The organism is Dapis brunnea BLCC-M229 (genome assembly GCF_050015995.1).
GTDB lineage: Bacteria > Cyanobacteriota > Cyanobacteriia > Cyanobacteriales > Microcoleaceae > Trichodesmium.
The window spans coordinates 35,076-61,383 of the sequence record NZ_JBNHEP010000296.1 but is presented as its reverse complement, the minus strand read 5'-3'; the positions used below and the strand labels follow the sequence as shown (position 1 = coordinate 61,383).

At 36.1% G+C, this 26,308-nt stretch carries 18 protein-coding genes; 2 read left to right on the top strand and 16 right to left on the bottom strand.

The features are described 5' to 3' along the window. Positions 1-3: 3 nt before the first annotated feature. From ACP6PM_RS34120 to ACP6PM_RS34095, 6 genes are all read right to left on the bottom strand, one after another. Positions 4-252, bottom strand: a complete 249-nt coding sequence (locus ACP6PM_RS34120; protein ID WP_426591289.1) for a hypothetical protein — start codon at positions 250-252, stop codon at positions 4-6. A gap of 116 nt (positions 253-368) precedes the next feature. Further along, the gene (locus tag ACP6PM_RS34115; RefSeq protein WP_426591288.1) at positions 369-1,397 is read right to left on the bottom strand and encodes a helix-turn-helix transcriptional regulator; all 1,029 of its coding nucleotides are present in this window, start codon (positions 1,395-1,397) and stop codon (positions 369-371) included. A gap of 469 nt (positions 1,398-1,866) precedes the next feature. Further along, positions 1,867-2,925: a sucrase ferredoxin gene (locus tag ACP6PM_RS34110; RefSeq protein ID WP_426591287.1), complete on the bottom strand. Its 1,059-nt coding sequence runs from the start codon at positions 2,923-2,925 to the stop codon at positions 1,867-1,869. A 575-nt stretch (positions 2,926-3,500) separates the two neighbouring features. Then, positions 3,501-4,322, bottom strand: a complete 822-nt coding sequence (locus ACP6PM_RS34105) for an ABC transporter ATP-binding protein (RefSeq protein WP_426591286.1) — start codon at positions 4,320-4,322, stop codon at positions 3,501-3,503. Next, positions 4,319-5,362, bottom strand: a complete 1,044-nt coding sequence (locus ACP6PM_RS34100) for a FecCD family ABC transporter permease (protein WP_426591285.1) — start codon at positions 5,360-5,362, stop codon at positions 4,319-4,321. The genes ACP6PM_RS34105 and ACP6PM_RS34100 overlap by 4 nt, the downstream gene beginning before the upstream one ends. Before the next feature lie 133 nt (positions 5,363-5,495). Continuing rightward, on the bottom strand, positions 5,496-6,554 hold the full coding sequence (locus tag ACP6PM_RS34095; protein ID WP_426591284.1) for a FecCD family ABC transporter permease: 1,059 nt from the start codon (positions 6,552-6,554) through the stop codon (positions 5,496-5,498). 722 nt (positions 6,555-7,276) lie between these two features. On the opposite strand from ACP6PM_RS34095, the gene ACP6PM_RS34090 reads away from it, so the two are divergent. After that, positions 7,277-8,845, top strand: coding sequence for a sensor histidine kinase (locus ACP6PM_RS34090; protein WP_426591283.1), 1,569 nt, complete (start codon positions 7,277-7,279; stop codon positions 8,843-8,845). A 344-nt stretch (positions 8,846-9,189) separates the two neighbouring features. On the opposite strand, the gene ACP6PM_RS34085 is transcribed toward ACP6PM_RS34090, so the two are convergent. The 10 genes from ACP6PM_RS34085 to ACP6PM_RS34040 form a co-directional block, all read right to left on the bottom strand. Beyond that, positions 9,190-10,182, bottom strand: coding sequence for an ABC transporter substrate-binding protein (locus tag ACP6PM_RS34085; RefSeq protein ID WP_426591282.1), 993 nt, complete (start codon positions 10,180-10,182; stop codon positions 9,190-9,192). 152 nt (positions 10,183-10,334) lie between these two features. Further along, a complete protein-coding gene (locus ACP6PM_RS34080) occupies positions 10,335-13,739 on the bottom strand; it encodes a TonB-dependent receptor domain-containing protein (RefSeq protein ID WP_426591281.1) in 3,405 nt (1,134 codons plus the stop codon). 165 nt (positions 13,740-13,904) lie between these two features. Beyond that, the gene (locus tag ACP6PM_RS34075; protein WP_426591280.1) at positions 13,905-14,606 is read right to left on the bottom strand and encodes a calcium-binding protein; all 702 of its coding nucleotides are present in this window, start codon (positions 14,604-14,606) and stop codon (positions 13,905-13,907) included. A 123-nt stretch (positions 14,607-14,729) separates the two neighbouring features. Further along, positions 14,730-16,073: an MFS transporter gene (locus tag ACP6PM_RS34070; protein ID WP_426591279.1), complete on the bottom strand. Its 1,344-nt coding sequence runs from the start codon at positions 16,071-16,073 to the stop codon at positions 14,730-14,732. 631 nt (positions 16,074-16,704) lie between these two features. Next, positions 16,705-17,769 carry a hypothetical protein gene (locus ACP6PM_RS34065; protein ID WP_426591278.1) on the bottom strand — a complete coding sequence of 355 codons (1,065 nt, stop codon included), beginning with the start codon at positions 17,767-17,769 and terminating at the stop codon, positions 16,705-16,707. A 95-nt stretch (positions 17,770-17,864) separates the two neighbouring features. Beyond that, positions 17,865-19,346, bottom strand: coding sequence for an energy transducer TonB (locus ACP6PM_RS34060; protein ID WP_426591277.1), 1,482 nt, complete (start codon positions 19,344-19,346; stop codon positions 17,865-17,867). 288 nt (positions 19,347-19,634) lie between these two features. After that, positions 19,635-20,042, bottom strand: a complete 408-nt coding sequence (locus tag ACP6PM_RS34055; RefSeq protein WP_426591276.1) for an ExbD/TolR family protein — start codon at positions 20,040-20,042, stop codon at positions 19,635-19,637. A 64-nt stretch (positions 20,043-20,106) separates the two neighbouring features. Beyond that, positions 20,107-20,790 (bottom strand): MotA/TolQ/ExbB proton channel family protein, encoded by a 684-nt coding sequence (locus tag ACP6PM_RS34050; protein ID WP_426591275.1) that lies wholly within the window; start codon positions 20,788-20,790, stop codon positions 20,107-20,109. 389 nt (positions 20,791-21,179) lie between these two features. Then, the gene (locus ACP6PM_RS34045) at positions 21,180-21,413 is read right to left on the bottom strand and encodes a hypothetical protein (RefSeq protein WP_426591274.1); all 234 of its coding nucleotides are present in this window, start codon (positions 21,411-21,413) and stop codon (positions 21,180-21,182) included. Between the two features lie 128 nt (positions 21,414-21,541). Next, a complete protein-coding gene (locus ACP6PM_RS34040; protein WP_426591273.1) occupies positions 21,542-21,781 on the bottom strand; it encodes a hypothetical protein in 240 nt (79 codons plus the stop codon). 770 nt (positions 21,782-22,551) lie between these two features. Between ACP6PM_RS34040 and ACP6PM_RS34035 the strand changes: the two genes are divergently transcribed. Then, a complete protein-coding gene (locus ACP6PM_RS34035; RefSeq protein WP_426591272.1) occupies positions 22,552-26,289 on the top strand; it encodes a beta-ketoacyl synthase N-terminal-like domain-containing protein in 3,738 nt (1,245 codons plus the stop codon). Positions 26,290-26,308 lie beyond the last annotated feature (19 nt).

Here is a 26,308-nt window from a genome sequence, read left to right as displayed (position 1 = left end):
TCCTTAACCTGCTCTTACAGTATCGTCTCTATCACTACCTGTAATTAAATCTTGTTCATTATTACCATTAATTTCATCATTACCCCCTGTACCTCTTGCTACATCGTTACCTTTACCTAGAAACATTGTTTCGTTACTGCTCGAACCAGTTACATCATCATTACCTCTTAGGGCAAATAGACTATCGCTAGGTCCTAATTCTCCTGGGGATAAAGTCCGAACATCATTGCCGTCTGTTAAAATAATATCCAATGTTAAATCCTCCTTGATATTTGATTTTGCTTTTTGGCAAATCAAACACCATCATAGATTTCGTTCCAGAGATTAGTTTTGCCCTAAACGGATTTTTTTTTGCCTGTTTTGTCGATTTAAAAATTTAGACTCATTCTGTAATTTCTGGGAGTAATACCAAAATGTTTTTTGAAAGCATCACAGAACCGACTTGGACTCTTATAACCAACAGTTTGAGCTACTCCAGCAACAGTTAACATCCTCTCTGCTAAGAGATTTTTCCCCCGCTCCATTCTGATTTTTTGCAAATATCCAAATGTAGTTGTACCAAAAACTTCCTTAAAGCCTCGTTTGAGTTTATAATCATTAAGTTGTACTTTTCTAGCTAATTCCATTAGAGATGGTGGATTTTCTAAATTTGCTTCTAAAATAGATTTTGCTTGATTAATTCTCTCAATATCATCTGGTTGTAAACATCCAGATGAACTAGATGAAATAATTTCTGACTGACTTTGTATTAATTGTGTTAACTGTAAACTTATTAATTCTAGTGCCTTACTTTCTAAATAAATTTGTCTTGCCATACCTTGATGGGGGCAATTAATAATTTGCTGTAATGCTTGCTGCATTGCTGGAGTTATAGCTCCAACATTCCGATGAAAAATTTGCCGTGAATCATTGCCAATTAATGCTTTTAATTCAGTAGGCATTAAATCAAGTTGACTACTACTAAAATTTCTGAAAAGATCGGGTTCTACAATAATTCTAATTCTCTCTAAATTTTCTCCGGTTGGTATTTCTTCTATTTCTTTTGTACCAGGAAGAAAAAATAAATAATTTTCTCCACTTTTTTCAGAATAGTAGTCATCTCCAATTCCTTCTGTCCATACTCGGTAACTTCCCGCAAGTTGAAAAGCTAATATTAATGGCATGGAATCATCATGTTGAATTTCTCTAGCAAAAGTATATTTTGCTTTTCCGCCACTAATTTTTATTTTTAATCCAGGCCGCAGTTGGATTGTTCTATCGTATGCTGTTACTCCTAACTCCTGTTCTGCTTGAATTCTGAGAAAAGTTTCAAAATCATCAGAATATGAAATAATTTTACCTTTTTCTAAATATTCCTGATATAGTGCTTTGTATTCTGCTGTTGTTAAATATTTCATCTTTTTTAGTAGTCAGTAATCAGTAGTTAGTAGTTAATAGTTAATAGTTAGTAGTAGTTAGTAGTTATTAGAAAGAACCTAATAAATATCATTTATTTGAAATTTCAGGATTATGAGTCACATTTTCTAAAAAAAACTCCTAGACATTTTCGGGTATCATTTGAAAATGCTATATATCTACTAATACTAAATCTCAATAAATTAGCTATGACAGATTTTGGTTTATTAAACTATTACAGGTATTAAGTATTAGGAGATTTGATAAAATAGAAAAATATAAAACAATATCATATTAGGTTAAATACTTATAAGAAAAAGTTTGCAAATTGTAGGCTTGATTAAGCATTAGGATAACCCAAAAACTATTATCTGTTTTGTTTTTGTTTGGTTTCATACTTCAACCAAATCTACAGTATTGTTATTAATTATCAGAACTCGATCTAAAAAAAATAAGTATCAAGAATGAGCGTCAATTGAGTTTCACTAAAGAACTGACATGATATTGCTTAACTGCTGTTAATTCCATATCATCGCTCGAATGCAAGGCACTCATCACCTCACCATTAAGTTCCACCCTAGCTTCATAAGTTTTTTTTAAATTGTTATTATTATCAACAATAAATTCTAGTTGCACCAATACCCAGTTTGCTTCTGCCTTTGCTTCCTCTAGACTGAGATGTTTTAGTCTTTCTTCATCAAATGCCAATACTTTCCCCGCTTTAGGATACTTCAACCAATTCCAACCTTCTTGCATCCATATTTCCCGTTCGGCAATTTGGGCAAAAAAGTTTAAACCTGCCCAACCTCGGTAATACTGGCGCAGACCTGATACTGAACCATTTCTCAATACCAGTAGATCGATCATTTCTGGTTCTAAGTGTCCCCAATAACGACCTTCGGGCAGATCGACTAATGTTGGTGCAAACTGATGACCGCCAAAATGACTACATCTCCAAACTCGTAAATTTCCTTGAGAAGTAGCTGCATATTCAGAACGCAACTTTTTATAAATAGGATAGCCAAACCTACCACAAGCTACATCAACATTGGCATTAGTACAAACTAGCATTTCTCTAATATGGCTAGTTTGTTGCTGGTATTGCTGAAAATTTTCCAGTTCGTTTGGTTGTTGCTGTAGTTGCTTGAGTAAAGAAATTAGTAACTGACTCATCAAAGCATCAGGTACAATATATTCTTGCTTCTCATACTCGGCAAATAATTCACCAGGGCGGTAATAATATAGTATGCGAGTATAACCAGGTTGGGAATATTCCCGGTCAGGAGCGATCGCCATTGGTTTTAACTTCACCCCATCTTTTATTGCTTGGAAAATTAAACCAAGCACTGGTTTAAGTTGACGATTTTCCATAAAAGCTTGTTCAGACCAGGGTTGTGCTATTTCAATAATTAACCAGTGGTCGCAAGTTGATGCTGTTCCTATGGGGTCTTCTCCATTAGCTTTTGATATCTCCGAACAGAAACGACACTCAGTGAGAGTGTTTTTAGTGGTTTGATATAGTTGAGTCATTTTATTAATAGTCGGAGCATTTTGCTCCCTTATTTACATCTTATTCTATTATTTGGAGTGACATAGCTAGTTTTGTGCATTAGGGCGGGTTCATTTATGATTGAATATTGATGTATTAATTTTAACTGGAACTCGCCCCTACTAGCTTAGGTTGACGTAGGAAACCAAACAATAATAAGATTTTTTGGGTTTATCGGCAGGATAAACTGCGCTAACAGTTCGTTCTACAAGTGAATAATTTTTTAGGCATCTCACGGCAGCAAGAGTATTTTAACGAAATCATTTTTTAGTGAATTTTTTTATATTGATTATAAGTAACGCTAACGTCTTGCGTCTCAAAAACAGGGTTTCTCTCAGACATAGAAAACGTTTGCATAACATTCTGCCGGAAAGCTCTGCGTTAGCAAAACTTACCGTATGCTTTTAAACTTTTTACTACACCAAATTAAATGAAAAGAATTCTCATTTAATTTAAGGAAATCTTAACATGTATATTTTTTATTTGTAATGATTTAATGAAATTTTTATATTTTTTTAAGAAAAAATTAATATTTGTATATTTTCTTAAATATACATCACACTTTTTGTTTCGCTTTGCGTCCCATTGGTATACACATTGGTGTCCCAGTTACAGGGTCTTGAATAATTTGAGACTCCAGGCCAAATACTAAACGAACCATTCCTACAGTCATTACTTGCTCTGGATGACCCTGAGTCACAATTTGGCCATCTCTTAGTACAATTAAATTATCTCCATATCTACAAGCTTGATTCAGATCGTGTAAAACCATAACTATTGTTCGTCCCTGAGAATGATTCAAATCGTAGAGCAAATCCAGAAGTTCAATCTGGTGAGCCAAGTCCAGAAAAGTAGTTGGTTCGTCCAACAATAAAATTTCTGTATCCTGAGCTAAGGCCATCGCAATCCAAGCTCGTTGCCTTTGGCCTCCAGATAGAGAATCAAGCGATCGCCCTGCCAACTCCAAAAGTCCCGTAGTAGCCAAAGCTTGTTGAGTAATTTTTTCATCATCAATAGACCATTGTTGTAACCAATTCTGATAAGGATACCTGCCCTGAGCTACTAACTCTTCTACTGTCAAACCTTCTGGAGCAGTAGGACTTTGAGGCAAAATAGCTAATTGTTTTGCTACTTCCTTTGTTGATAACTTAAATATAGAATTACTATCCAAATAAACAGTACCGCTAATAGGTTTGAGCAATCTTGCCAAACTTTTGAGTAAAGTTGATTTGCCACAACCATTAGGACCGACTATCACAGTAATCTTACCTCTAGGAATTGCCAAATCTAAATTCAGCACAATAGGTTGTCCATTGTTATAAGTAACAGTTAGCTTTCGAGTAGTTAAAGCACTTTTTGGGCTTTCTGAGTCGATCATTGCTGGCTCCGATACAATAAATAAAGAAAATAAGGTGCACCAATAATGGCAGTAATTATGCCACAAGGAATTTCTGTTGGGGCAAATAATACTCTGCCAATTAAGTCTGACAAGACTACAATAAATGCACCAATCATCGCAGCAGTCGGAATTAGACCTTCATGGGATTGACCTACCAACTGCCTACCTAAGTGTGGTGCAATAAACCCAACAAATGCTATTGCTCCAGCGGTTGCTACACAAGCAGCAGCTAAACTAACACTTGTTAACCATAACAAACCGCGTCGCCAGTCAAGGGGAATACCTAAACCTATAGCTACTTCCTCTCCTAAAAAAAGGGCGTTGAGGTCTTTTGCTAGAAAAATTGCCAAAGGTAAAAATATGAATAACCAGGGCAGTAATGGCCAAACATATTCCCAACTGCGACCACTCACACTACCTGTAATCCAAATTAAAGCTTGAGAAACACTATTTAATTCGCCAAATGTTACCATTACAGTAGTTAAGGCACTGGCAATGGTGTTTAAACCAATGCCAATCAAAACTAAGTACATGGTTGAATTCCTTTTTTCCCAAGCAAGTAGGTAAATGAGAATCGAAATAGCGATCGCTCCACCAAAAGCAGAGATAGGTATAGTAAATAGAGGAGCATTTGGCAAAAGTACAATTACTACCACAGCAGCTAAACTTGCTCCAGCATTCACACCTATAATACTTGGAGTTGCCAAAGGATTACGAATTAAGCTTTGTAGAATTGCCCCTGATACTGCTAATCCCATTCCTACACCGACTGATATTAATACTCGTGGTAGACGTAGGGTATTAACAACAAACGAATAATCTGTATTGCCTGTTTCTAAACCAATTATGGTTTTGAATACATCTAGGAGTGGTATCGGATATTCGCCGACACTCACATTTAATATCATAGTTACCAGGGTTAATACTACCAAGACCAACAAAACAATTGGTACTCGTCGCTCCACACGCCATGAGATGGGAAATTCTTGAGGGCGGATAACTAACCAGCGTTCTTTCATTTTTATAATCTTTAGACCTCTTGCAAAAGTTTTAATTATAGCAGTCGAAGCAAAGGGCGCGGACATTTCTAAATCCTGTTCTCGCAGGGTTTCCGCTGGAAAAACCCTTTTACACCTTACTATTCCCTATTCCCTATTCCCTATTCCCTGACTTCTGCAAGAAGTCTTTTGATAAAGCTAAATATATAAAAAAAGGACCTCCGATTAAAGAGGTCATTATTCCCACAGGAATTTCAATAGGTTTTAGTAACAGACGGGCAGCAATATCAGCTAAGAGTAATAAAATACTACCCAAAATTGCAGCATAAGGAATAATCCAACGATAATCAATGCCGACTAAGAGGCGGGCAATATGAGGAACGACTAATCCAATAAAACCAATAGCACCTGCAATTGATACGGAGCATCCTGCTAAGATTACCACACAGATAGTTGCACCAACTTTTACCCAGACAGTTTGTACTCCTAAACCTATTGCTACATCTTCTCCTAATGTTAGAATAGTAATCTGTCGTGCTAGCAAAAAAGCTATGGTTAATCCTATCAAAAGATAGGGAAATACTTGCAAAAATACATTTAAGTCTTTTCCGGCAACCGATCCGGCTAGCCAAAATCGAATATTCTCTAAGCTATTTTGATCGAGAATTAGTATTGCTGTAGTTAAAGAGCTAAGAAGAGCAGTTATAGCTGCACCTGCAATAGTTAACTTGACAGGTTGGAGGCCACCTTTACCAAGAGACCCCAACCAATAAACAGTTAGTGCTGTTATAATAGCTCCAAAAAAGCCAAAAGTAGGATAAATGTTTGCTGAGTCGGAGCCAAAAATCAATCCTCCGGATACTACAGCTAAAACTGCTCCTGCATTTATTCCTAGAATTCCTGGACTAGCTAGAGGATTTTTAGTTAATCCTTGCATGATACTACCTGCTACAGCAAGGGAAGCTCCGACTGACATTGCGATTAAGCTGCGAGGTAGTCTCAAAGTGCGGATAATTAGTTGGTTTGTGGAACCATCAAATGCTGTAAATGTTTTATAGACAGTTTCCAGAGGAATTTCTGCATCGCCTGTAGTTATACTAATAATCAAGCAGATTACTAATACAAATATGCTTATCAGTAAACCTGTGGTTAGTAAACGCTGAGAGCGGGAGTTTTGTTTAGGTAATTGACTGACACGAGAATTTTTTTCCATTTGCTTGATTATTTTTCCAGACCGCGAGTTGTTTTTTGTCTCCTTCAAATCTAAATAGAGTTTGCGGAAAAAGTCTTTTCAGGGAGTATTTGGGAGAAATGGGAATTATAGAACAATACAGTTCAGTTAAGGATTTTTTTGGGAACTTCTGTAATCTCAAGAGCTACTCTAATAGTTCCATACCTTATCAGTTTTAGTCTTAACTGAACCGTATTGAATTATAGAAGCCATTTGGTATCTTTACCAGGGATTAAATTTTTGAGGTACAGAGTCGTCTGTACTTAGAGGAAATACAACGAAAAGATGGAAAAATATTCCAATACAACCCATAACCCCATCTATATTTTCAATAGACCCCAAATGAGTTCTATAGAGGAGGTAGGAGAAAGAATTATCCCTTGATTTTTCCGCCCTTGTCTGCTCAAAATGCTAACTTTTTGTAGCTCTAGATACCGAAAAGCTTGCACTTCTTTCACTCTAAAAAGGCTAAAGCCTTTATCTGTAAATAGTTTTATGGTTAATCAGCAAGCCCTAAATCAAAAAACATTATTGATAATAATTATCTATTATAATAATAAATGTACTATAGATATTTAACTTGAAAAGTCTGTCAGAATAAAATTTAAGGTAAATTCACTGCATTGACTATCTATTCAATTAGTTGATTATTTTTATCAATAACTTTTTCTCATTAATTAATCTACAAAGAATTATACAGTATAATGTCACTGCAACCAAAATTTGATTCCGATTCATCTCCATCTAGACCACAGCTATTATTAAAATGGCTGCCTTGGCTATTACTAATATTGTCATTGGGAGTAACATGGGTTGTCTGGCAAAAAACCGATAGACTTTTTGTTAGTTCAACAGAGTCATCGACAGACTATGGAGAAAGGGAAATAGAAAAAACAAAGCAACAAAAGTCGGTACTGATACTGGCGAATGGTTTAACCATTAGTTGTCTTCTTTTTGGTTTAACTTGGTCTATGACTACTACTCAATATCGAGCTACAGCAATAGCTAGAGTAATGACCCAAGTTTTATCTGATAAAGAACAGCAATTACGAACTATTATTACAAATGCTCCAATTATTTTATTTACCCTAGACTGTAATGGTATATTTACCTTATTTGAAGGTAAAAATGTCAAATTAACAAGTCAACAATTAGATGAAATATTAGGACTATCTATTTATGATGTCTACCAAGACCAACCTCAACTTTTGGAGGCAAATAATTGTGCTTTAAGAGGAAAAAATGCTGAAGCAATTGCTAAGTTTGGGGATTTAATTTTTAATACTAGATGGTCTCCTTTAAAAAGAGAAAATGATGTAATATTTGGTGTCATTGGTGTCGCCACTGATATTACAGAACGCCAGAAACTGATAAATGCTCTGCAAAAATCAGAAGCTAAATCAAGAGAAAAAGCAGAAAAACTACAACAAACTTTAAATGAACTTATTGAGACTCAAGCTCAATTAATTCAAGCAGAAAAGCTCTCGAGCTTGGGTCAGTTAGTAGCTGGTATTGCCCATGAAGTTAATAATCCAATTAATTTTCTTAAAGGCAATTTATATCCGGCAAATAATTATCTTCAAGATTTACTAGAGTTAGTTAATCTATATCAAAAAAAAATTCCAATACCAGGAGTCGAAATATCACAAAAAATAGAAGAAATAGAATTAGAATTTCTGAGTGAAGATTTACCTAAAGTATTAAATTCAATGCACATAGCAACCGATCGTATCTGTGAATTAGTTAAGTCTTTGAAAAATTTTTCTCGCTTGGATGAAGCAGATATGAAACCAGTCGATATTCATTCTGGTATTGATAGCACTTTGTTAATTTTAAATCATCGATTGAAAGAAAAGCAAAATTGTCCAGCTATTCAAGTTTTAAAAGAATATGCTGACTTACCTAAAGTTGAGTGTTATCCCGGTCAGTTAAATCAGGTATTTATGAACATCTTAGCTAATGGAATTGATGCTTTAGAAGAATCAGTATTTCGCGGAAAAAACTCAGCTCCTCAAATTAGAGTTATGACAAAATTAATAGATGAAAAATGGGTTATGATTAAGATATGTGATAATGGAATAGGAATTCCCAAAAATGTTCAATCTAAATTATTCGATCCTTTTTTTACTACAAAACCCATAGGAAAAGGAACAGGTTTAGGACTGTCAATTAGTTATAATATAGTTGTAGAAAAGCACAAGGGTTTATTAAAATGTGTTTCTAGTCCTTCACAAGGAACTGAGTTTACTATCGAAATACCTACTCGGAATTAAGAAAAAAAATAGTTAATAGTTAGTCATAAAAAACTCCCTACTCTCCATTCACTAATTTAGGGCTTGCTGATTAAATCTCAAAGTATTGACAGATATAGGTAAGTACCTTTTTAGGTCTTGAAAAAGTACCTGTTTTTCAGCTCTTCATGCTCAAAAAGGAGCGCATTTCTGGCGCATAGTTGGGCAAAAAAATTACTCTTCTACTCCCCCGCTCCCCTACTCCCCTACTCCTTAAAAAAGACTTTTTCAGCAAACCCTAATTTATCAGTATTTAACCCAACATAATATTACTGCTTAATTTTACCCTCAGCAGTCCTAAATAGTAAGGATGGGTTTTAGTATTATTATTCCGAAAACACATCTGGATAAATCTTAGGCATAGTCTTATCCAACAACAGACCTAAACCACGAGTTCCCAAACCCATAATTTTCAATGGGTTAGCACCATAAACCCTTTGGTTTTTCACTGCTGTTAACCCTTGCCACAAAGGACTATCTGAATAATTGGCAAATTCTCCATAATTATCAACATCATTAGAAGAGATAAAAATCACGTCCGGTTCCAATTTTGTAAGTCTTTCCAGAGAAAAAGGAACACCACCATGTATTTGAACCAAACTACTATCATACTCAGGTGACAAACAATTAGCAACTGTATTCAGGAACCCACAGTTAAGAGCTTTGTCTGTAAATACAGCTAAATTTCCTGCTGGACTATGTATCAACAGAAAGGTTTGATTTTTGGGAGATTTAGCTTTGTAAGTTGCTAACTTATCCAGAAATTTTTTGGCTGCTGCTTCAGCTTCAACATTCTTCCCTGTAAGTTGTCCAACAGTTTTGAGGTTGGCGATCGCCTTTGAATAAGTTTCGGGCATCGCCAGCATATATAAAGGAACAACTCCTTTGAGTGCTTCCCTTGTTTTCTTGTGTACAGGAAAGCCAATAATTAAATCAGGCTTGAGTTGGACAACTTGCTCCAAATTTGGCTCTAGCTGACCTACACTAGCAATTTGGGAAAATCTTTTACCCTGCTCTCCAAACATATGAGGTTCTTGAACCCAATCAGCCATAGTTTGTAAAATCCCAGCGGGTTCTATTCCTAGTTCAGCTAAAATATCTAGGCAGACAGGATCGAGGCACAAAATACGCTCTGGAATCTTGTCTAAAACAATCTCAGTATTGGTAGAGTCAGTTACAATTATGGTTTCTTCTGTAGCAGTTTTAGTATCTTGCTCTTCAGACAATGTATCACTAGAATTTTTAGCTGGAGAACTGCAACTGATTAAAATTGTGAGTATTAAAAAAGTTGTAGCCAAGCGAAATATACTTAAAAGCATTTTTAAATTAGTTTTGATTCTGGTTATTGTTTCATGGTCAGGACTTACGCAAAATACTAAATTATAAACCATTTGTAGGGGCGAATGGCATTCGCCCTCTACTCTACTAGATATGGTGGTTCTGTGTAAGTCATAATGGTAGTACATCTAGACTAAAAATCCAGAAAATAACGAATACTAAGAGCTCTTCCGGGAGCAGCAAGATGCCTTTGTTCTTGAACATCTGTAGAACGGAGTTGAGCAACAACAGGAAAATATTGATGGTTTAACAAGTTCTCAATACCTACCTCCAATCTGCCCAAACCAGTATCAAGAACACTAATAAAATCTACTGTAGTATAACCAGCAATTCTAACTTGGTCTACCCCATCATCAAAAGCTCGATCGCGATTAGTTACATACAGCAGTTGTAAGCGATTTTTCCAACTACGCAAAGTTTGATTCTCTAAATAAAATGTTAACTTCATCGGTTGTACCTCCAAAGTACTCAAAGGTTGCCAACTACGCTCTGTACCAGCAAAATCACCCTCACCTTCCATCCAAGTCAATGTGCCACCAAGACTCCAGGTATTAGCTGGTTGCCAATCAATAGTAGCTTCTACTCCATAATTTCGTTGAGGAGTTCTCACAAACTGTGTAGTAAGTACACCAGGTTCCAGAAATAAATTTTGTCCTTTATCTGCATGGTTATAATAACCTGCCACAGTAAACTGCACTGAGTCCCAGTTGCCACGCAGCCCAATTTCATAATTATCTACCTTTTCCGGTTCCAATATTTCATCAATTACAACATTAACGTTTCCCGGGTCACTACTGTTGAGGAAACTCAAGCTAGGAATACTAAAGCCTTGAGAAAAGTTAGCATAGAAACTAATTACTGATGAAGCTTTATAGAGAACTCCAAAATTAAATGCTACATCTGAAGCATCGCTTGAACCTCCTTCAAATTCATCCAAAGGAATTCCTGCCAAAACGTCAACGAAATTTTGAAATGGACTTGCTTGCCACCCGTCAACATTGGCATAAATCTTTTCATAACGGGCACCTCCGCTGAGTATTAATTTTTCATTGACATCCCAGTTTCCTTCAGCAAAAAGTCCTAAGCTATTTAATACAAAACTAGGAGCAGTTCTGATACTCTCTGTGATATTTATTTCTCGCTCTTCATCAAACGCTACTGGATCGACAAACAATTCCCTGTTATCATTTCTTTCATTTGTATAGTCAAATCCCCACCGGAAATCAGCAGAATTAGCAATTGGTGTATTAATTTGAAATCTAGTTCCCACTTTGCTCTCTATTTGCCTACCTTGAGTAACCAGAGGAGCATCAGGACCAACTTCTATACCAGATAATATAAGTGAGATAAGTTCTCTGTTATCACCAACTTTACTTGTTTGATCGGTTTGTTGAAAAAAGAATTGAGTATAAAGCTTAGAACCCCAAAAAATACTATCATCGTTATAAGTTGCACTAACATTATGATTTGTCGTTTCTGGTATTTCCTCATAATCAAGCTTACCCAATCTTAATTCTCTTGCTTTTTGGATACCAGGAATTGATACAACGGCAGGATCTGAAATATTTTCTGAAAATATGCGGTCATTATAAACATTATAACTAAATGCCAGCTTTTCATCTTCACCGATATCTACTCCCAGTTTGGTGAGAAAATTTAAGCTCCTCGCTCCATCTAAAGGAATTGATGGAATTACATCCCCATCAGCATCGTACAATCTATTGTTCTGATTTAGTGATGTCTGTAACCGCCAATCAAATATTCCTTGATTCCCGGAAAAACTATAGCTAGAGTTGTAACCTATTCCATTTCCCGGAAATGCTTCATCACCTATAGAATCATTTATCCCTACTCGTGCTTGTTGTTGAAGTTTAAATTCTGTAGGTTCGCGAGTAATAATGTTGATAATTCCACCACTTCCTCCAGTTCCATAGATAGAAGATGGTCCCCGAATTACTTCGATGCGTTCGATGGCAGATGGATCGATAATATTCACTCGCGAGCCACTTAAATTTGAATTTTGAACAACTCCATCAATTAGAATTAATGCAGGACGACCCCTCATATTTTGGGCGCGAGCCCCTCGTTCGACCTGATTAGGAGGTCCGTAACCGGGAACCAGTCTACCAAGAACATCTGTCAAGCTATTAGTGGTACTAACCGCTCCTTGAGTTTCTATTTGTTCGCTATCGATGACAGTAATACTGCGCGGTGTGTCTTCTTCTTTTCTACCAGTACGAGTAGCACTAATTACTACCTCTATTTCGTCAGTGACAGGATTTACACTGAGAGTTAACCCCTCGTCTGTGGAAACTATGGCTGCTGTTGGCAGGTCTGTTTCTCCTTCTATACTAACTCTAATACTATTACCATCTATTGTTTTTGCTGTAACGTTAGTAATACCCTTGATGGGATTTCTAGTTGAAAATTCTTCTGTATCTGGAAGAGCTAGTACGGCATTGGGAATATTAGCAATCAGAGTATTTCCATCTACAGAACTCCTGAGTTGTAATTTTTCTCCATTGAGGGTTTCTAATACAATCTCTATACCTTCTTCTGTGGTGTTAACTCTGATATTCGTTACTTGGATTATTTGCTGCGCTATTCTGATATTTTCGGAAAAGTCAGTAACAACTATATCTGGCTGGTATAATCCTGATGCAATGGTTAAGGGTTGTTGTATTTCGTCGATCCGGAATATTTTTGCCGCTTCTATATCTAGCTTTTCTTCAATTTGATTTTGCTGTTTTACTATATTTTCTTTTCTAGTATTAGATTCATTTTGCAGGGTTGATAAATTAAAATTTCTCGATATTTTTTCTGGTTGATTTTGTGAACTTAATTCAGGTGTAATCACCTCTATTTCTTGAAAACTTTTCTGACTTTTTTGCTGTTTTTTCTTGAGATTTTTATTTGCTAGAATTATAGGAATTTTTTCTTGTTGGTTGTATTGATTTTCCGTCGTATTAGATTGATTTCGCTCAACTTCTATCTTTTTTTTCAGAAGTTCGTGCCGACTAATTAATGTTCGTTTTTCTGATATAGGAGGCAATAATGTTAAAGAGTTTCCACTCGTAGGTAATTCCAGAGAATTTTCATTCTGTATATAAGTTATTAACTCTGATAAGTTTAATATATTGATTTGAGGAATTTCATTGTCTGTATTACTTACAGATATACCGATAAATCTTCCAGTAAATTTTTTCTGATGTTTTTTTGTTAATAGTTTTTGTTCTAATATGGGTGTTAAGGGTGGTATCTGATTTGTCAAAATTGGGAATTTTTGGGCATCTCCTTTCTGGGGGAGATTATCCAGTAGTCTTGAAATATTATCCACATTATTAATGTAGATTTGCTTCTCTGAATTGTTAATAGAATTATATAGATTGTTAGCTTGGGTATCCAATAGAATCAATTGATTTGAAAGGGGCAGCACCTTTGATTGTGCTGGTGTTGCTACGAGCATTGATAAAGCTAAACCTAATCCAATTTCCTTTAATCTTGATTCATCCTTCACTTTTGATTTTATTAAATCCATTTTTTTCGTAAAACTACATAAAATTCCTTTAATTTATCAGAAAAGCACCCTTCTCACTACATATCAATTGCAGTCTTTTCTAAGATTTTGTCATGATTAAAGTAGCAGTAAAATTCTGGCGATTTTTAATCTTTAATTGATACTAGATTCAAGTATTTTCTTATCTTATAATTCAGGCAATTCAACAAAACTATTCCTAATATCTGCTTCCGTTGTCAGGAATATTCGAGCTATAGCTTGTCCACCTGGTGTCTGAAGCTCAAAATTTGTTACTCCTTCTGGGGCTACATTAAATAAGTCTTGAGGGATTTGTGTCAAACCTATTGCTTCTTCTAGGGAGAGTCCAGGAGGAAATAGTGGGAAAAAGTCATTTCTGCTTGTCTCTTCAGTAGGAACCTCAACTAAAACAATATCTTCTGGTCTTAAATCATCACCTACAAGTGCTAATCTATCACCCTCTTCAGGTTTAAAATCTAGAAGTAGGTCTCCTCCATCAGTAGCATTATTATCTACTAACAATACATATGTATCAGCACCTTCACTCCCTATAGGACCATCTACACCTCTGTCACCATAGAGTATGTCATCTCCAGGACCGCCAATTAGCAGATCGACGTCTTTCCCCCCTCTTATAATGTCGTTCCCAGCACCTCCAACAATTAAGTCTCGTTCATTATTACCATTAGCTTGATCGTTACCACCTTCTAAGAATAGTTGGTCGGCACCTTTTCCTCCAAACATTATCTCATCACTATCTGAGCCAGTGAGAATATCATCGTCTCTCAAACCAAAGATACTAAAACCAGGTTGCAATTCTCCTGGTAAAAAAGTACGGCTATCAGGGCCGTCTGTTAATAGGATATCCATTCTCTATTCTCCCTACTTTATTTTAGACTGCTTTTTGAAAAAAAGTCCACTCGTAATAATAACTAGATTTGAGATAATGATTTTGCCTCAAACGGATTTTTTTTTGCCAGTTACGGAATGATCTCACTTTCTACAGGATTCATCATGGTCTGGTAAATTAACTTCGACATTTCGTAGTGGATCAAAAGTATATCCAAAAATAGTGATTATTATGCTACAACAACTAAGGATTCCTATTTGAAGTGCCATACCAGCACCAGCACCAGTACCGAACACACCACCAAATATTCCAGCTAAGTAACCATCCGTTTTCATTGCTGGTTCAAATATGTAGTCAGCTAACACACCACTAACTGCTATACCTAATGGAACAGTTATTTGAGCTGCCAGATAGCGGGCAGCAAATACTTTGCCTTGAATAACAGGCTCTACTTTAGATAACCAAATTGCTTGATTGAAGCTACTAGGCAATGGAATAAAAAAGCCTGCTGAAAATGCTGCTGGTATCCACATTGAAGAACTTCGTCCTAATGCCAATAGTATTTTGATTAATCCTCCTAGTCCAGTGCTAACTAAGAGACCATTAATTCTTAACTTTGGACCTCCCCAAATAGTTAGAACTGTAGCACCTACTGATGCACCTACTCCGAAAGCCATTTGTATGCTGCCAAGCACTACTGTGTTATTATTACTGCGGGCTAAAAACATGGGACCTAAAAGTGCTGCTCCCGAAGATTCAGCTAGAAAGTTAGAAATTAGCAGAAAGATCATTAGAGCTAACAACCCCTTTCTCTGAAAGATATAACGGAAACCAAATATTAACTCTTGCCAATGCCAATTTTTACCACGAGAGTTTTCTACTTCAGAAGTCTTAGGCTGAGGAATATGTACCAACCACAGAATACTAACAGCTATGATAAAAGTCGTAATATCAATAGTAAGGATTCCTGTCAAACCAATTAAAGGGTAAAGAACTCCTGCACAAGCAGGACTTAAAACCAAAGAGATACCATACTTAATTGACATCATTGCCGAACCTCTGGCATAATGCTCCTTTGGCACAATTGTAGACATCGAAGCAGAAAAAGCCAGGTTTTGCAAATAACCAAATAACCCGTTAATAACTCTTGTCAAGTATATATGCCAGATTTCTAAGTTATTGGTTAGAAATAGTAGTAGGATAGCAATTGTGGACAATCCTGCTATCGTATCGCCAACAATCATAAGTTGTTTACGACTCCAACGATCTACTAAGATTCCAGCAAAAGATGATGCGATTAATGTGGGTAGATGAGAAAATAAGAAGATTAAAGATAAGGGTGTTGCTTTACCTGTTAATTCCCATGCCCAGATTGCGATCGCAAAATTTGTCATTTCTGAACCAATGGCAGATACAAATTGCCCTCCCCAAATTGTTAGGAAAGTACGGAGACTACTGGGTATTTTTTCTGACTCTGTGCTGGTCATGTATTTATTTACTATTTTATTTTGGTAGTGGTGTACAAGTAGCAACCTCCTAAAAAAAGTCAAGTAGTCAAGGGAATACTATTTCTGTAATACCAATTTCATAAAATCTTGCTACAGTGACTTTGTTCTTTAGGAGTCAGGAGTCAGGAGTCAGGAGTCAGGAGGTAAGAATTTATATTATTTATTTGGTCTGAGAGTAAAAATGTTCCATAATTGACCAAAAATAGTTCTTAAATTATAAAAAATTGTTTTTTATCAAATTATCCCTTGATTCCCCTCCCACATAGACCGCAAAATCACCAACAGTTTTGTCATAATTTTACTGTAACTATCTTTTTTAAATTTGGTATGAAAATAAGAATTTAAGGTGTTTTCTGTGGCCTATTACCTACTTCTAACCTAAATCACTACATCTACAGGAGTACCTTTATTTTTATATTGAGATAGATTTGAAAAAAACTATTTATAACACTTTTCCTTAACATGGAATACAACATTCAGGTCTTGAAGTTATCAAAATTTAAACATACTTATATTGCCTCTTTAGTCTACTTTTGTGTGTGAAAAATACTATAAAGAAAGACAAAATAAGCAAACTTTATTGACGATTTAAAGTTAATTAAATTATATATTACTGCTTAATTTTTCCCTCAACCCAAGTTCCTTCTACTTTTGTACCATCAGCAAAAATATAAACTCCTTCACCATGTTTTTTGCCATTTTTAAATTCTCCATCATAGCTTTCGCCGTCAGCGTATTTGCAAACTACATTACCGTTAAAGTTACCATTTTTTAATTCACCCTCACAGCGATCGCCATTAGTAAAACTATAGACTCCCCTACCATCCATCTTCCCATTCCGAAATTCTCCCTCATAACTATTACCATCGGCAAAATTCAGAACTCCTTGACCGTCGGGTTCTCCATTCTTAAATTCTCCATCATAGCGGTTGCCATTAGCATATTCTCGCAGACCTTTGCCATGAAATTTACCACTTTTAAATTCTCCATCATAGCGACCACCTGCTGCAAAAGTATATACTCCTCTACCATTGTATTTACCATTAGCAAATTCTCCGTCGTAGCGATCGCCATTTGCTAAAGTATAAACTCCTTTTCCATCCCTCTGACCATTACGCAACTGTCCCTCATATTTGTTTCCCGTAGAATATTCACAGTAACCAGTGCTATTCAACTTTCCATTTGTCACCTCTCCTTCACAACGGTCTCCTTTAGCAGTAATAAACGCGCCTTTCCCACTAGGTTGACCTGCTTTAAAATTTCCTTCATAACGGGTATCACTTGCAGAAACAAAAGTACCTTTTCCCTCTAACTTGCCATTTAATACTTCTCCCTCATAGCGATCGCCATTAGCAAATTCCCAAACTCCAGTACCATTAAATTCACCATCTCTAAATTCTCCCTGATAGCGACCCCCATCCGCAAAAGTATATGTTCCTTTACCGTCCGGTTTACCGTCAACAAAGTTGCCTTCGTAGCTAGCACCATCAGGATATTTGCAGACTCCCTGACCATTTAATTTACCATTTTGGACTTTCCCATCACAGCTAGTACCATCAGGAGAAGTAACTTGTTCAGCTATTGCTAGCTGTGGTAAGATAACTAAAGTTGTGACATAGCAACTAGAAGCTGCCAATAAAATAATTCCTAGTTGTTTTTTGATTGAATTTATCATTTTAGTATTAATAAAATTGATTTTCATAATATACTTCTTAGTAATTTATCTACTCACTACTGATGTACGGACGTTGCATACAACATCGCTACTAATTACCTCAAGCGAAATTTGAGTGTAACTAGAACTCCTAGACGCCCTCCATCCTTTGGGTCTAACTTCCATTCTTTTACTGCCTCTATTGCAGCTTCATCTAATATAGAATGACCGCTAGATTTCTCTATGTAAACATTGGTTACATTACCATCAAAATCAATATCAATTCTTAACTTCGGGTTTCCCTCTAATCCTTCATCCCTAGCTAAACTAGGATAATCAGGTTGAGGACAATCAATACAAGATACACCACCAGAACCAGAACCGGAGCTAGAACCGGAACCAGAACCAGAACTAGGTTTTGTTGGTCTTCCTCTTGAACCACCAAAATCTTGTAAAGGCGACCCCGCTGCTGCTAGTTCCCCACTACCAGGGTTGCCCGAATTTCTGCCAGTACCATCTTCAAAGTTACCAAGACTGCTCAAAGCATCTCCAATACCTGAATTTGACCGACCGCTGGCAGTAGGTTGAGTTCCTACTTCTCCTGGTAATGACGGACGAGAACCTTCTCCTGTATTATCAGAACTCAGGGGCGATCCAAATTGACTATTGCTATTATCAGAGTTAACAGAATTAGTGGCTACATCTCCAAAACTACTTTGTTCGCTGAGGGAACTACCAATATTTGAGTCTGACTGACTAATACTAGGTTGAGTTCCTACTGCTGTTGGGGGTCTTGTCGGTGCAGACCGTTCTGTCTCAATAGGACTAGATAGAGAACTTTCTAGAGCGCCAATATCACTGGAGACATCCTCAAAATCACTTTGTTCGCTGAGAGAACTACTCAAGTTTGAGCTAGGTTCATCAAAACTCGGTTGAGTTACCTCTGGAACTTCTGGTTTTGGTACTTCTGGAGGAATATTAGCTGCTATTGGTGCTGAAAAGGAGTCTGATGTTGTTTCGGGAGTAGATGCACTGTCTGGTTGTACCTCCGCTATGGAGTCTGGAGAAAAAGCTGCTGTTGATGGGTTTGGTTGAGCAATAGGTTCCGCAGCAACAGGTTCTGGTTCTGGTAATGGTTCCAACTGTTGGGGTTGCTCAATGGGTTCTAGTGCTGTTTCTGTTGGTTGTTCCGGAGAAGAAGGTTCTACTGTTTCTGATATTGCCGTTTCCGTTGGTATTTCTGGAGGAAGGATTTCCTGGGGTTGGGCAATAGCTGTTTCTAACGGTTCTGGTGGTATAACCTCTTGCTCTTCTACTATTTCTTCTGGTTCCGGTTCTTCTACTATTTCTTCTGGTTCTGGTTCCTCTACTTTTTCTTCAACTTCAGGTTCTGGTGGAGCTTCTTCTGGTTCTTCTACAAAAATTAGTTCAATTGCATCTTCCTCTTGTTCTGGAGGTCGATCCAACATTCCACTAATTGCTAATGTGAGAACTCCTGCATGGAGAATGGTCGAACACAACAAACCATAAATGACGAACTTTTTTACCGTTCGTCTATCTTTTTGCTGTTGTTCTATACAAGTAATTGAAAGACTCATATATCTTTAAAAAATTGATAATTTAACTTAATTTCTCCTCAGAATGTAGAAAATATAGATAGTTTATCAGGCCAATAATTTGCAAAGTAAATTAATTTTATATTTTTGAGTCAAACCAAGGTAAGTTACTCAAGAATAATCATTAGTTATACCAATTTAATCAACTTAGGCTAAACTAATTGTCTTACTGAAATGTGAAATAATTTCCTGAAATTACCGTGGCGTAAAAGTTTTAAGTCTACAACATCTTACTTTTGACTTTTGACTTTTAACTTCCGTGAAACGGTATTACTTTGGTTTTTTAGTAGCGATCGCCAGTTTTACTTCATCTATTCGTCGCAGTTGATCCATAACTGCTACTACATCACCATGGTCTACATCTTCATCCGCTTTTATGGTGACTATAGATTTTTGATTTGGTAATACAAGTTGGCGTACTGCTTTTTCCAAAGCATCTACTTCTATAAGTTCGCGATTGAGAAATATTTTCCCAGCTTCATCAATAGTTACAGTTATTTGTTCAGTTCGTTGAAGTTGAGAGGTAGAAGCTTTTGGTAAATCAACTGGCAAACCCTCTGAACGGGTTAAAAACAAGGTAGAAATGATAAAGAATGCCAATATAGAGAATATGACATCAATCATTGGCAAGATATTTATCTGTGGTGCTACATCTATATCGTCATCAATTAAACGCATAATTTACTAATTTTAATCTCTTAGTTATTTATGTTATTTTTTGCTGAAAGTATTAATTTTTTTTTTAAGTTCTAAAATTGGATACTTCTAAGGATTTATTGGGAGTAGGCTTAAAGTTAAAATCTCCTCTTTCATAATGAATTCTATAGAGGAGTTCAAGCTGACCGCCGTACTCTTGAATCAAAGCTATTTGTCGTTTATAAAATCCCCGAAACATATTGCTAAATACAAGAGTGAAAATAGCTACTACCAACCCTAATACAGTTGATGCTAAAGCTTCACTAATACCACCTGTAACTCCAGCACTACTACTACCACCAACATCTCCTATATTTAAGGAAGCAAAAGAGGTAATTAATCCTAAAACAGTTCCTAACAAACCGAGTAGAGGAGCAACATTAATAATAGTGTCAAATACTGTATTAAAACGACGGATATTAGGAAGTTCTGCTGACGCTGCACTTTCTAGAGCAAGGCGCATTTCGTCCGGAGTCGGTTTCTCTAGTTCTAGAGCTTCTAGAAAAATGCGAGGGATAGGTAAGTCAGCGTTTTTCTGAAGTATGCTTAGAGCAGTATAAGCATCTGTTCTATATGTTTTCAGTACCTTTTGCACCACTAAACTTTGCCGTTGCAAAACTTTAAACCAAAATACTCCACGCTCTATAACTAGAGCGATCGCTACAAGGGAAAACATTAATAGTGGCCAGGCGACAATGCCTGCATTCGTGATAAATTGACTAATTTGCATTACATCTATAATTCATTAGTACTTATGGACAAAACTTAAATGAAATTTAGTTTCATTTAGATTAGCTAAGAAATTAGAGTTTATTTTAATAATTTTTTTGTAAGTTTTGAGAATACATAGAATAATTTTAATATTTGCTTAAACTTTACTAAAATTATTAAAAATCTTTATTGCAATTTATTAGCATATATATTGGATATAAGAACTGCAACTAAAGCCAATTAAGGGTGACAAAAATTACATAAGGAGAGCAAATGAACGATATTTATCTAGCCTATTTGGGATGAAGTAAATTGTGATTTAGTATCTATCTGTTCTATTGACTATTGACTATCGTGGTCTGGTAGTATAAATTCCACATTCCTTAGATTATGGAAACAATATCCACATCAGGAAATAGCTATACCTAAGCTAGAAAATAGCGCAATTTGTAAGGCCATACCAGCACTGGCAGCAGTACCAAATAAACCACCAAAGATATTAGCTAAGGAACCACCTGTTTTCATAGCAGGTTCAAATATGTTGTCAGCCAAAGGAACGCTAATTCCCAAAGCCAATGGAGTAGTTATTTGAGCTATGAGAAAACGAGAAGCAAAAATTATTCCTTGAATACCAGGTTCCACTTTATAAGCCCTTGATCGCTGTTGTTACATATAGATGCCAAATCTGTAAGTTGTTATTTAGCAGTAGTAGTAGAATAGCAATTGTGGACAAGCAAGCTATTGTATCCCCTACTATCATCAGTTGCTTTTTATTCCAACGGTCTACTAATACTCCTGCAAAACAAGCTGCAATGACTGTGGGCGTGTGAGTAAAGAATAATATTAAAGATTAAAGATAAAGGTGTTGCTTTACCTGTTAGTTCCCAAGCCCAGATAGCGATCGCAAAGCTTGTCATATTGGAGCCGATAGTTGAGACTAATTGCCCTCCCCAAATTATCAAGAAAGTTTGCAAGCTCGTTGGTCGTCTTTGTGACGTTTTTACGGTCATGTATTCATATAGTTTCTAGTTTTAGTTTTGTTTGTAATTGAATTTTCTGAATTATTTGATTTAAAGTATTTCTAGCTATGTTAATATAGATTTATTAAAAATAACTGTAATTCAACAAAAAATCCGTTTTAGGCGATAAATCCATTTAAGGCAATATTTTTCTTTGTGGCAATAGCTACTTTATAAAGAAAACATAAAAGTAAAGTTTTTCTGAGTAGAAAGGTGTTATTGCTTTTATAAGTTTCTTATAAAGTCATATTATGTTTGCAAAAGCTAGCTGAACTTTTGAGGTTCCTTTTGGATCGCTAGCTCAATTTAGGCTTGTAAGTCAGGATATTTCATAAGAAAAAATGATAATAAAACTTTTACCTGATAAAATTTATCTATATTAGTTGCTAAGTTGAAGCAAACTCGTTAGCATAATTAACTAAGATTATTGAGATTTAATTTCAATAAATTGAATACAGAACTTTTATGGATATGGCTATTCTCTAATAGCTTCAGTATTGTAAAGTCTAGACTTTCCTCGTACAATACGATCTAAGTTTGAACGTAGGTAGTTCAGACATAGCAGATATAAGGGTATTTTTTTAATAAAATTTCTTAATTAGTTTGTTTTTTGTTTTTGTCAAGGCAAACTGAGTATGTCAACTTTGATGCAAATCTACTGCGAGGCAATAAAACTATGAAAACCATTAAAAAAATATATCTAGTAACAATAGCAATATCTTGATTTAGAGATTTTTTGTAACGAACATAAGGTTGGTTTTATGAAGCAAGAACAACAGAGTGCTTTTACTGATATTGCCATTATTGGTATGGCGTGTCGATTTCCAGGAGCGAACAACTACAATCAGTTTTGGCAAAATCTTGAATTTGGGGTTAATAGTATTAGTGAAATTCCTTCCCAAAGGTGGGAAGTAGAGAAGTATTATTCAGCCACTCCCGAACAACCAAATAAAAGTATCAGCAAGTGGGGAGGATTGATTGAAGAAGCAGACAGCTTTGATGCCTATTTTTTCGGTATTTCTCCTAGAGAAGCAATAAATTTAGATCCGCAACAGAGAATGATGTTGGAGTTGAGCTGGTCTTGTATCGAGGATGCTGGGTATTCACCATCTCAACTATCAGGAAGTAATATAGGTGTTTTCATCGGAGCTTGTAATTATGATTCAATTCTATTGATGAACAAAAGCGAAGAAGACATTGAGGGACACAGTGGTACAGGGACTTGGACTTGTATGATTCCTAATCGTATTTCTTCGTACTTCAACTTTCACGGTCCAAGTATTCCTATAGATACAGCTTGCTCAAGTTCCCTGGTAGCAATTCATTATGCTGTTAGTTCCCTGCAACAGTTGGAATGTGAAACTGCACTGGTAGGTGGAATCAGTGTGTTGTTTACATCTACAACATATATCCAAATGAGTCAACTGGGGATGTTATCTCCTACTGGACAATGTAAAACTTTTGACAGCTCTGCTGATGGTTATGTTCGGGGAGAGGGGGCGGGAGTAATTTTATTAAAACCGTTGGAGAAAGCCATAGAAGATGGCGATCGCATTTATGGCGTAATTAGAGGGAGTGCGATAAATCACGGAGGTAGAGCTAGAACTTTGACATCTCCCAATGTTTATGCTCAAGCTCAAGTTTTGCGTTCTGCTTATACTAAAGCTAAGATTCCACCTAATACAGTATCTTATATTGAAGCTCATGGAACGGGTACACCCTTGGGAGACCCGATTGAAATTAATGCTCTCAAACGAGGATTTAAACAACTACATCAGCAATATGGGTTAGGAAAGTCAGAAAAATCCTATTGTGGTTTGGGGGCAGTGAAAAGCAATATTGGACATCTGGAAGGATCTGCGGGTATTGCTGGCATAATTAAAGTTCTTTTGGCAATGAAGTATAAAAAATTGCCGACTATTGTCAACTTTAAGGAATTAAATCCACGCATTAATTTAAAAGATAGTCCGTTTTATATAATTGACCAAACTCAAGAATGGAAAAAGCGAAAAACAGAATCAGGGGAAGAAATTCCCAGACGAGCAGGAGTTAGTTCTTTTGGAATAGGTGGTGTGAACGCTCATACAATTATAGAAGAAGCACCAGTTCAAGTCAGAAGTGATAGTGATAAGGTAGCTTCTCTACAAAAGGCAGATAATTTAGAGCGTTCATTGAATTTATTAACTTTATCAGCAAAAACAGAAAAAGCTCTTCAAGATTTAGTCGTTAGTTATCAAAATCATCTCGAAAATCATCCTGAATTAGAGATAGCTGATATTTGCTACACAGCCAATATAGGAAGGGAACAATTTGACTATAGACTGGCAGCGATCGCGTCAAACCGAGAAGAATTAGTAACAAAACTCCAAAAGTACAGGCTCTCAGAGGAAGTAAGTAGTCTCTTTTCTGGAGAATTGTCCGATGATATTGCAGTACCGAAAATTGCCTTTCTCTTCACAGGTCAAGGTGCTCAATATGTAGATATGGGAAGACAACTCTATGAACAAGCGCCAGTATTCCGTGAAGCTATTGACAAATGTGATGAAATTCTTGGGAAGTTAGATAAAACATCTTTAAAGGAAATTCTATATCCAGCAAATAAAGATGATTATGATTCATCCCTACTTAACCAAACTGCTTATACTCAACCGACTTTGTTTGCTGTAGAGTATGCTCTGTATAAATTGTGGGATTCTTGGGGGGTAAAGCCGAATGCAGTCATGGGTCATAGTGTGGGCGAATATGTGGCAGCTTGTGTAGCTGGAGTATTCAGTCTAGAAGATGGTCTGAAATTAATTGCAGCCAGAGGTAGCTTAATGCAGCAGTTGCCTTCTGGAGGGGAGATGGTTTCTGTGATGGCTTCGGAGTCTTACGTTAGAGAATCTATCGCTTCTGTTCCTGAAATATCCATAGCAGCAATTAATGGACCAGAAAGTATAGTAATTTCAGGGGAGTCTGTTGCCGTTAGCTCGATTGTTAATAATTTAGAGGCATCAGGAATTAAAACCAAACAACTACAAGTATCTCATGCCTTCCATTCACCATTAATGGAACCGATGTTGGCGGAGTTTGCAGCAGTAGCAAATCAAATTACATATAATAATCCTCAGATACAAATCATATCTAACCTTACAGGTACAACAGCAGATAATAGTATTGCTTCTGCTAAATATTGGGTAGATCATATTTGTCAACCAGTGCGTTTTGCTCAAGGGATGGAAGCGTTACAGCAAGAAGGCTCTGAAATTCTTCTAGAAATTGGACCTAAACCAATATTATTAGGGATGGGGCGCGAGTGTCTCATGGGAAGCAAAAAGCTATGGCTGCCAAGTTTGCGCCCAGGGAAGCCAGACTGGTTACAAATGCTGCAAAGTCTGGGGGAATTTTATGTAAAAGGAATTAAAGTAGATTGGTTGGAATTTTACAGGGATTATTCTGATAAGAAGGTGGAGTTACCAACATATCCTTGGCAAAGAAAAAGTTATTGGATTAAAAATATTCCTAACAACAAACTTAGTAAAAGTTTATCCGAACCACAATTATTAAAAACCCCAACACAAACAAATCGAGAAAGAGGGCAGAAAGTCAAGATTGAATTATTAAATCTAGATTCAATGTCTGTAGCAAAATCTTCACCAACAAGCTTTGTGAAGCAACAAACAAATACTGAAACTTCAGATTTACAGCAAACAAATACTGAAATTGCAAGTTTTCAGCCTTTAGTAACTAGGGATAAGTTAGATTTTAATGAAATTAAAGAAACCCTGAAACAAAAGTTAGCTGATGCGATGTATGTAGAGCCAACAGAAATAATAGAAAACAAAAAGTTTATCGACTTGGGATTAGATTCTATTGTGGGAGTTGACTGGATTAATAAGATTAATAAACATTATGGATTGAATATTAAAGTAACTCAAGTTTATAATTATCCTACTTTGTTGGAATTGACACGATATATTACTGAAGAGTTATCAATCCAGAAAAAAATTCCCGTGGAAGCTCCTCAAATTTTGCTGAAAACAAAAGCCTCTGAATCTAAGGCTCAGGTAAAATTGTCAGAAATTAAAGAAACCCTGAAACAAAAGTTGGCTGATGCAATGTATGTACAGCCAAGGGAAATAATAGAAAACAAAAAGTTTACCGACTTGGGATTAGATTCTATTGTGGGAGTTGACTGGATTAATAGGGTTAATAAACATTATGGATTGGATATTAAAGTAACTCAAGTTTATAATTATCCTACTCTATTAAAACTGGCAGAATATATCAAACAAGAAATTGATTATAAAAATTTAACTGCTGCTCCTATAAAACAAGAATTACCCCGAAATCAAGTTGATGATTCATTGACTAAAAACATGGATTCCTCTAGTGAATCACAAGAAAGTTTGATGCAAGAATTAGATTCAATACTTGAATGGGTAGCGAAAAAAGAGTTGTCTACTAAAGTGGCAAATCAAATGATTGAAAAGTTAAAACAAAAAGCTCGCGCCAATTAATATTATTTAATTTATGAGG

Excerpts from the sequence above, each read along its gene's own strand:
- ACP6PM_RS34090 (WP_426591283.1), top strand. The coding sequence starts at position 7,277 with ATGTCACTGCAACCAAAATTTGATTCCGATTCATCTCCATCTAGACCA.
- ACP6PM_RS34060 (WP_426591277.1), bottom strand. The coding sequence starts at position 19,346 with ATGAGTCTTTCAATTACTTGTATAGAACAACAGCAAAAAGATAGACGA.
- ACP6PM_RS34110 (WP_426591287.1), bottom strand. The coding sequence starts at position 2,925 with ATGACTCAACTATATCAAACCACTAAAAACACTCTCACTGAGTGTCGT.
- ACP6PM_RS34035 (WP_426591272.1), top strand. The coding sequence starts at position 22,552 with ATGAAGCAAGAACAACAGAGTGCTTTTACTGATATTGCCATTATTGGT.
- ACP6PM_RS34055 (WP_426591276.1), bottom strand. The coding sequence starts at position 20,042 with ATGCGTTTAATTGATGACGATATAGATGTAGCACCACAGATAAATATC.
- ACP6PM_RS34085 (WP_426591282.1), bottom strand. The coding sequence starts at position 10,182 with ATGCTTTTAAGTATATTTCGCTTGGCTACAACTTTTTTAATACTCACA.
- ACP6PM_RS34080 (WP_426591281.1), bottom strand. The coding sequence starts at position 13,739 with ATGGATTTAATAAAATCAAAAGTGAAGGATGAATCAAGATTAAAGGAA.
- ACP6PM_RS34115 (WP_426591288.1), bottom strand. The coding sequence starts at position 1,397 with ATGAAATATTTAACAACAGCAGAATACAAAGCACTATATCAGGAATAT.
- ACP6PM_RS34105 (WP_426591286.1), bottom strand. The coding sequence starts at position 4,322 with ATGATCGACTCAGAAAGCCCAAAAAGTGCTTTAACTACTCGAAAGCTA.
- ACP6PM_RS34075 (WP_426591280.1), bottom strand. The coding sequence starts at position 14,606 with ATGGATATCCTATTAACAGACGGCCCTGATAGCCGTACTTTTTTACCA.
- ACP6PM_RS34050 (WP_426591275.1), bottom strand. The coding sequence starts at position 20,790 with ATGCAAATTAGTCAATTTATCACGAATGCAGGCATTGTCGCCTGGCCA.
- ACP6PM_RS34065 (WP_426591278.1), bottom strand. The coding sequence starts at position 17,769 with ATGATAAATTCAATCAAAAAACAACTAGGAATTATTTTATTGGCAGCT.
- ACP6PM_RS34095 (WP_426591284.1), bottom strand. The coding sequence starts at position 6,554 with ATGGAAAAAAATTCTCGTGTCAGTCAATTACCTAAACAAAACTCCCGC.
- ACP6PM_RS34100 (WP_426591285.1), bottom strand. The coding sequence starts at position 5,362 with ATGAAAGAACGCTGGTTAGTTATCCGCCCTCAAGAATTTCCCATCTCA.
- ACP6PM_RS34040 (WP_426591273.1), bottom strand. The coding sequence starts at position 21,781 with ATGACCGTAAAAACGTCACAAAGACGACCAACGAGCTTGCAAACTTTC.
- ACP6PM_RS34070 (WP_426591279.1), bottom strand. The coding sequence starts at position 16,073 with ATGACCAGCACAGAGTCAGAAAAAATACCCAGTAGTCTCCGTACTTTC.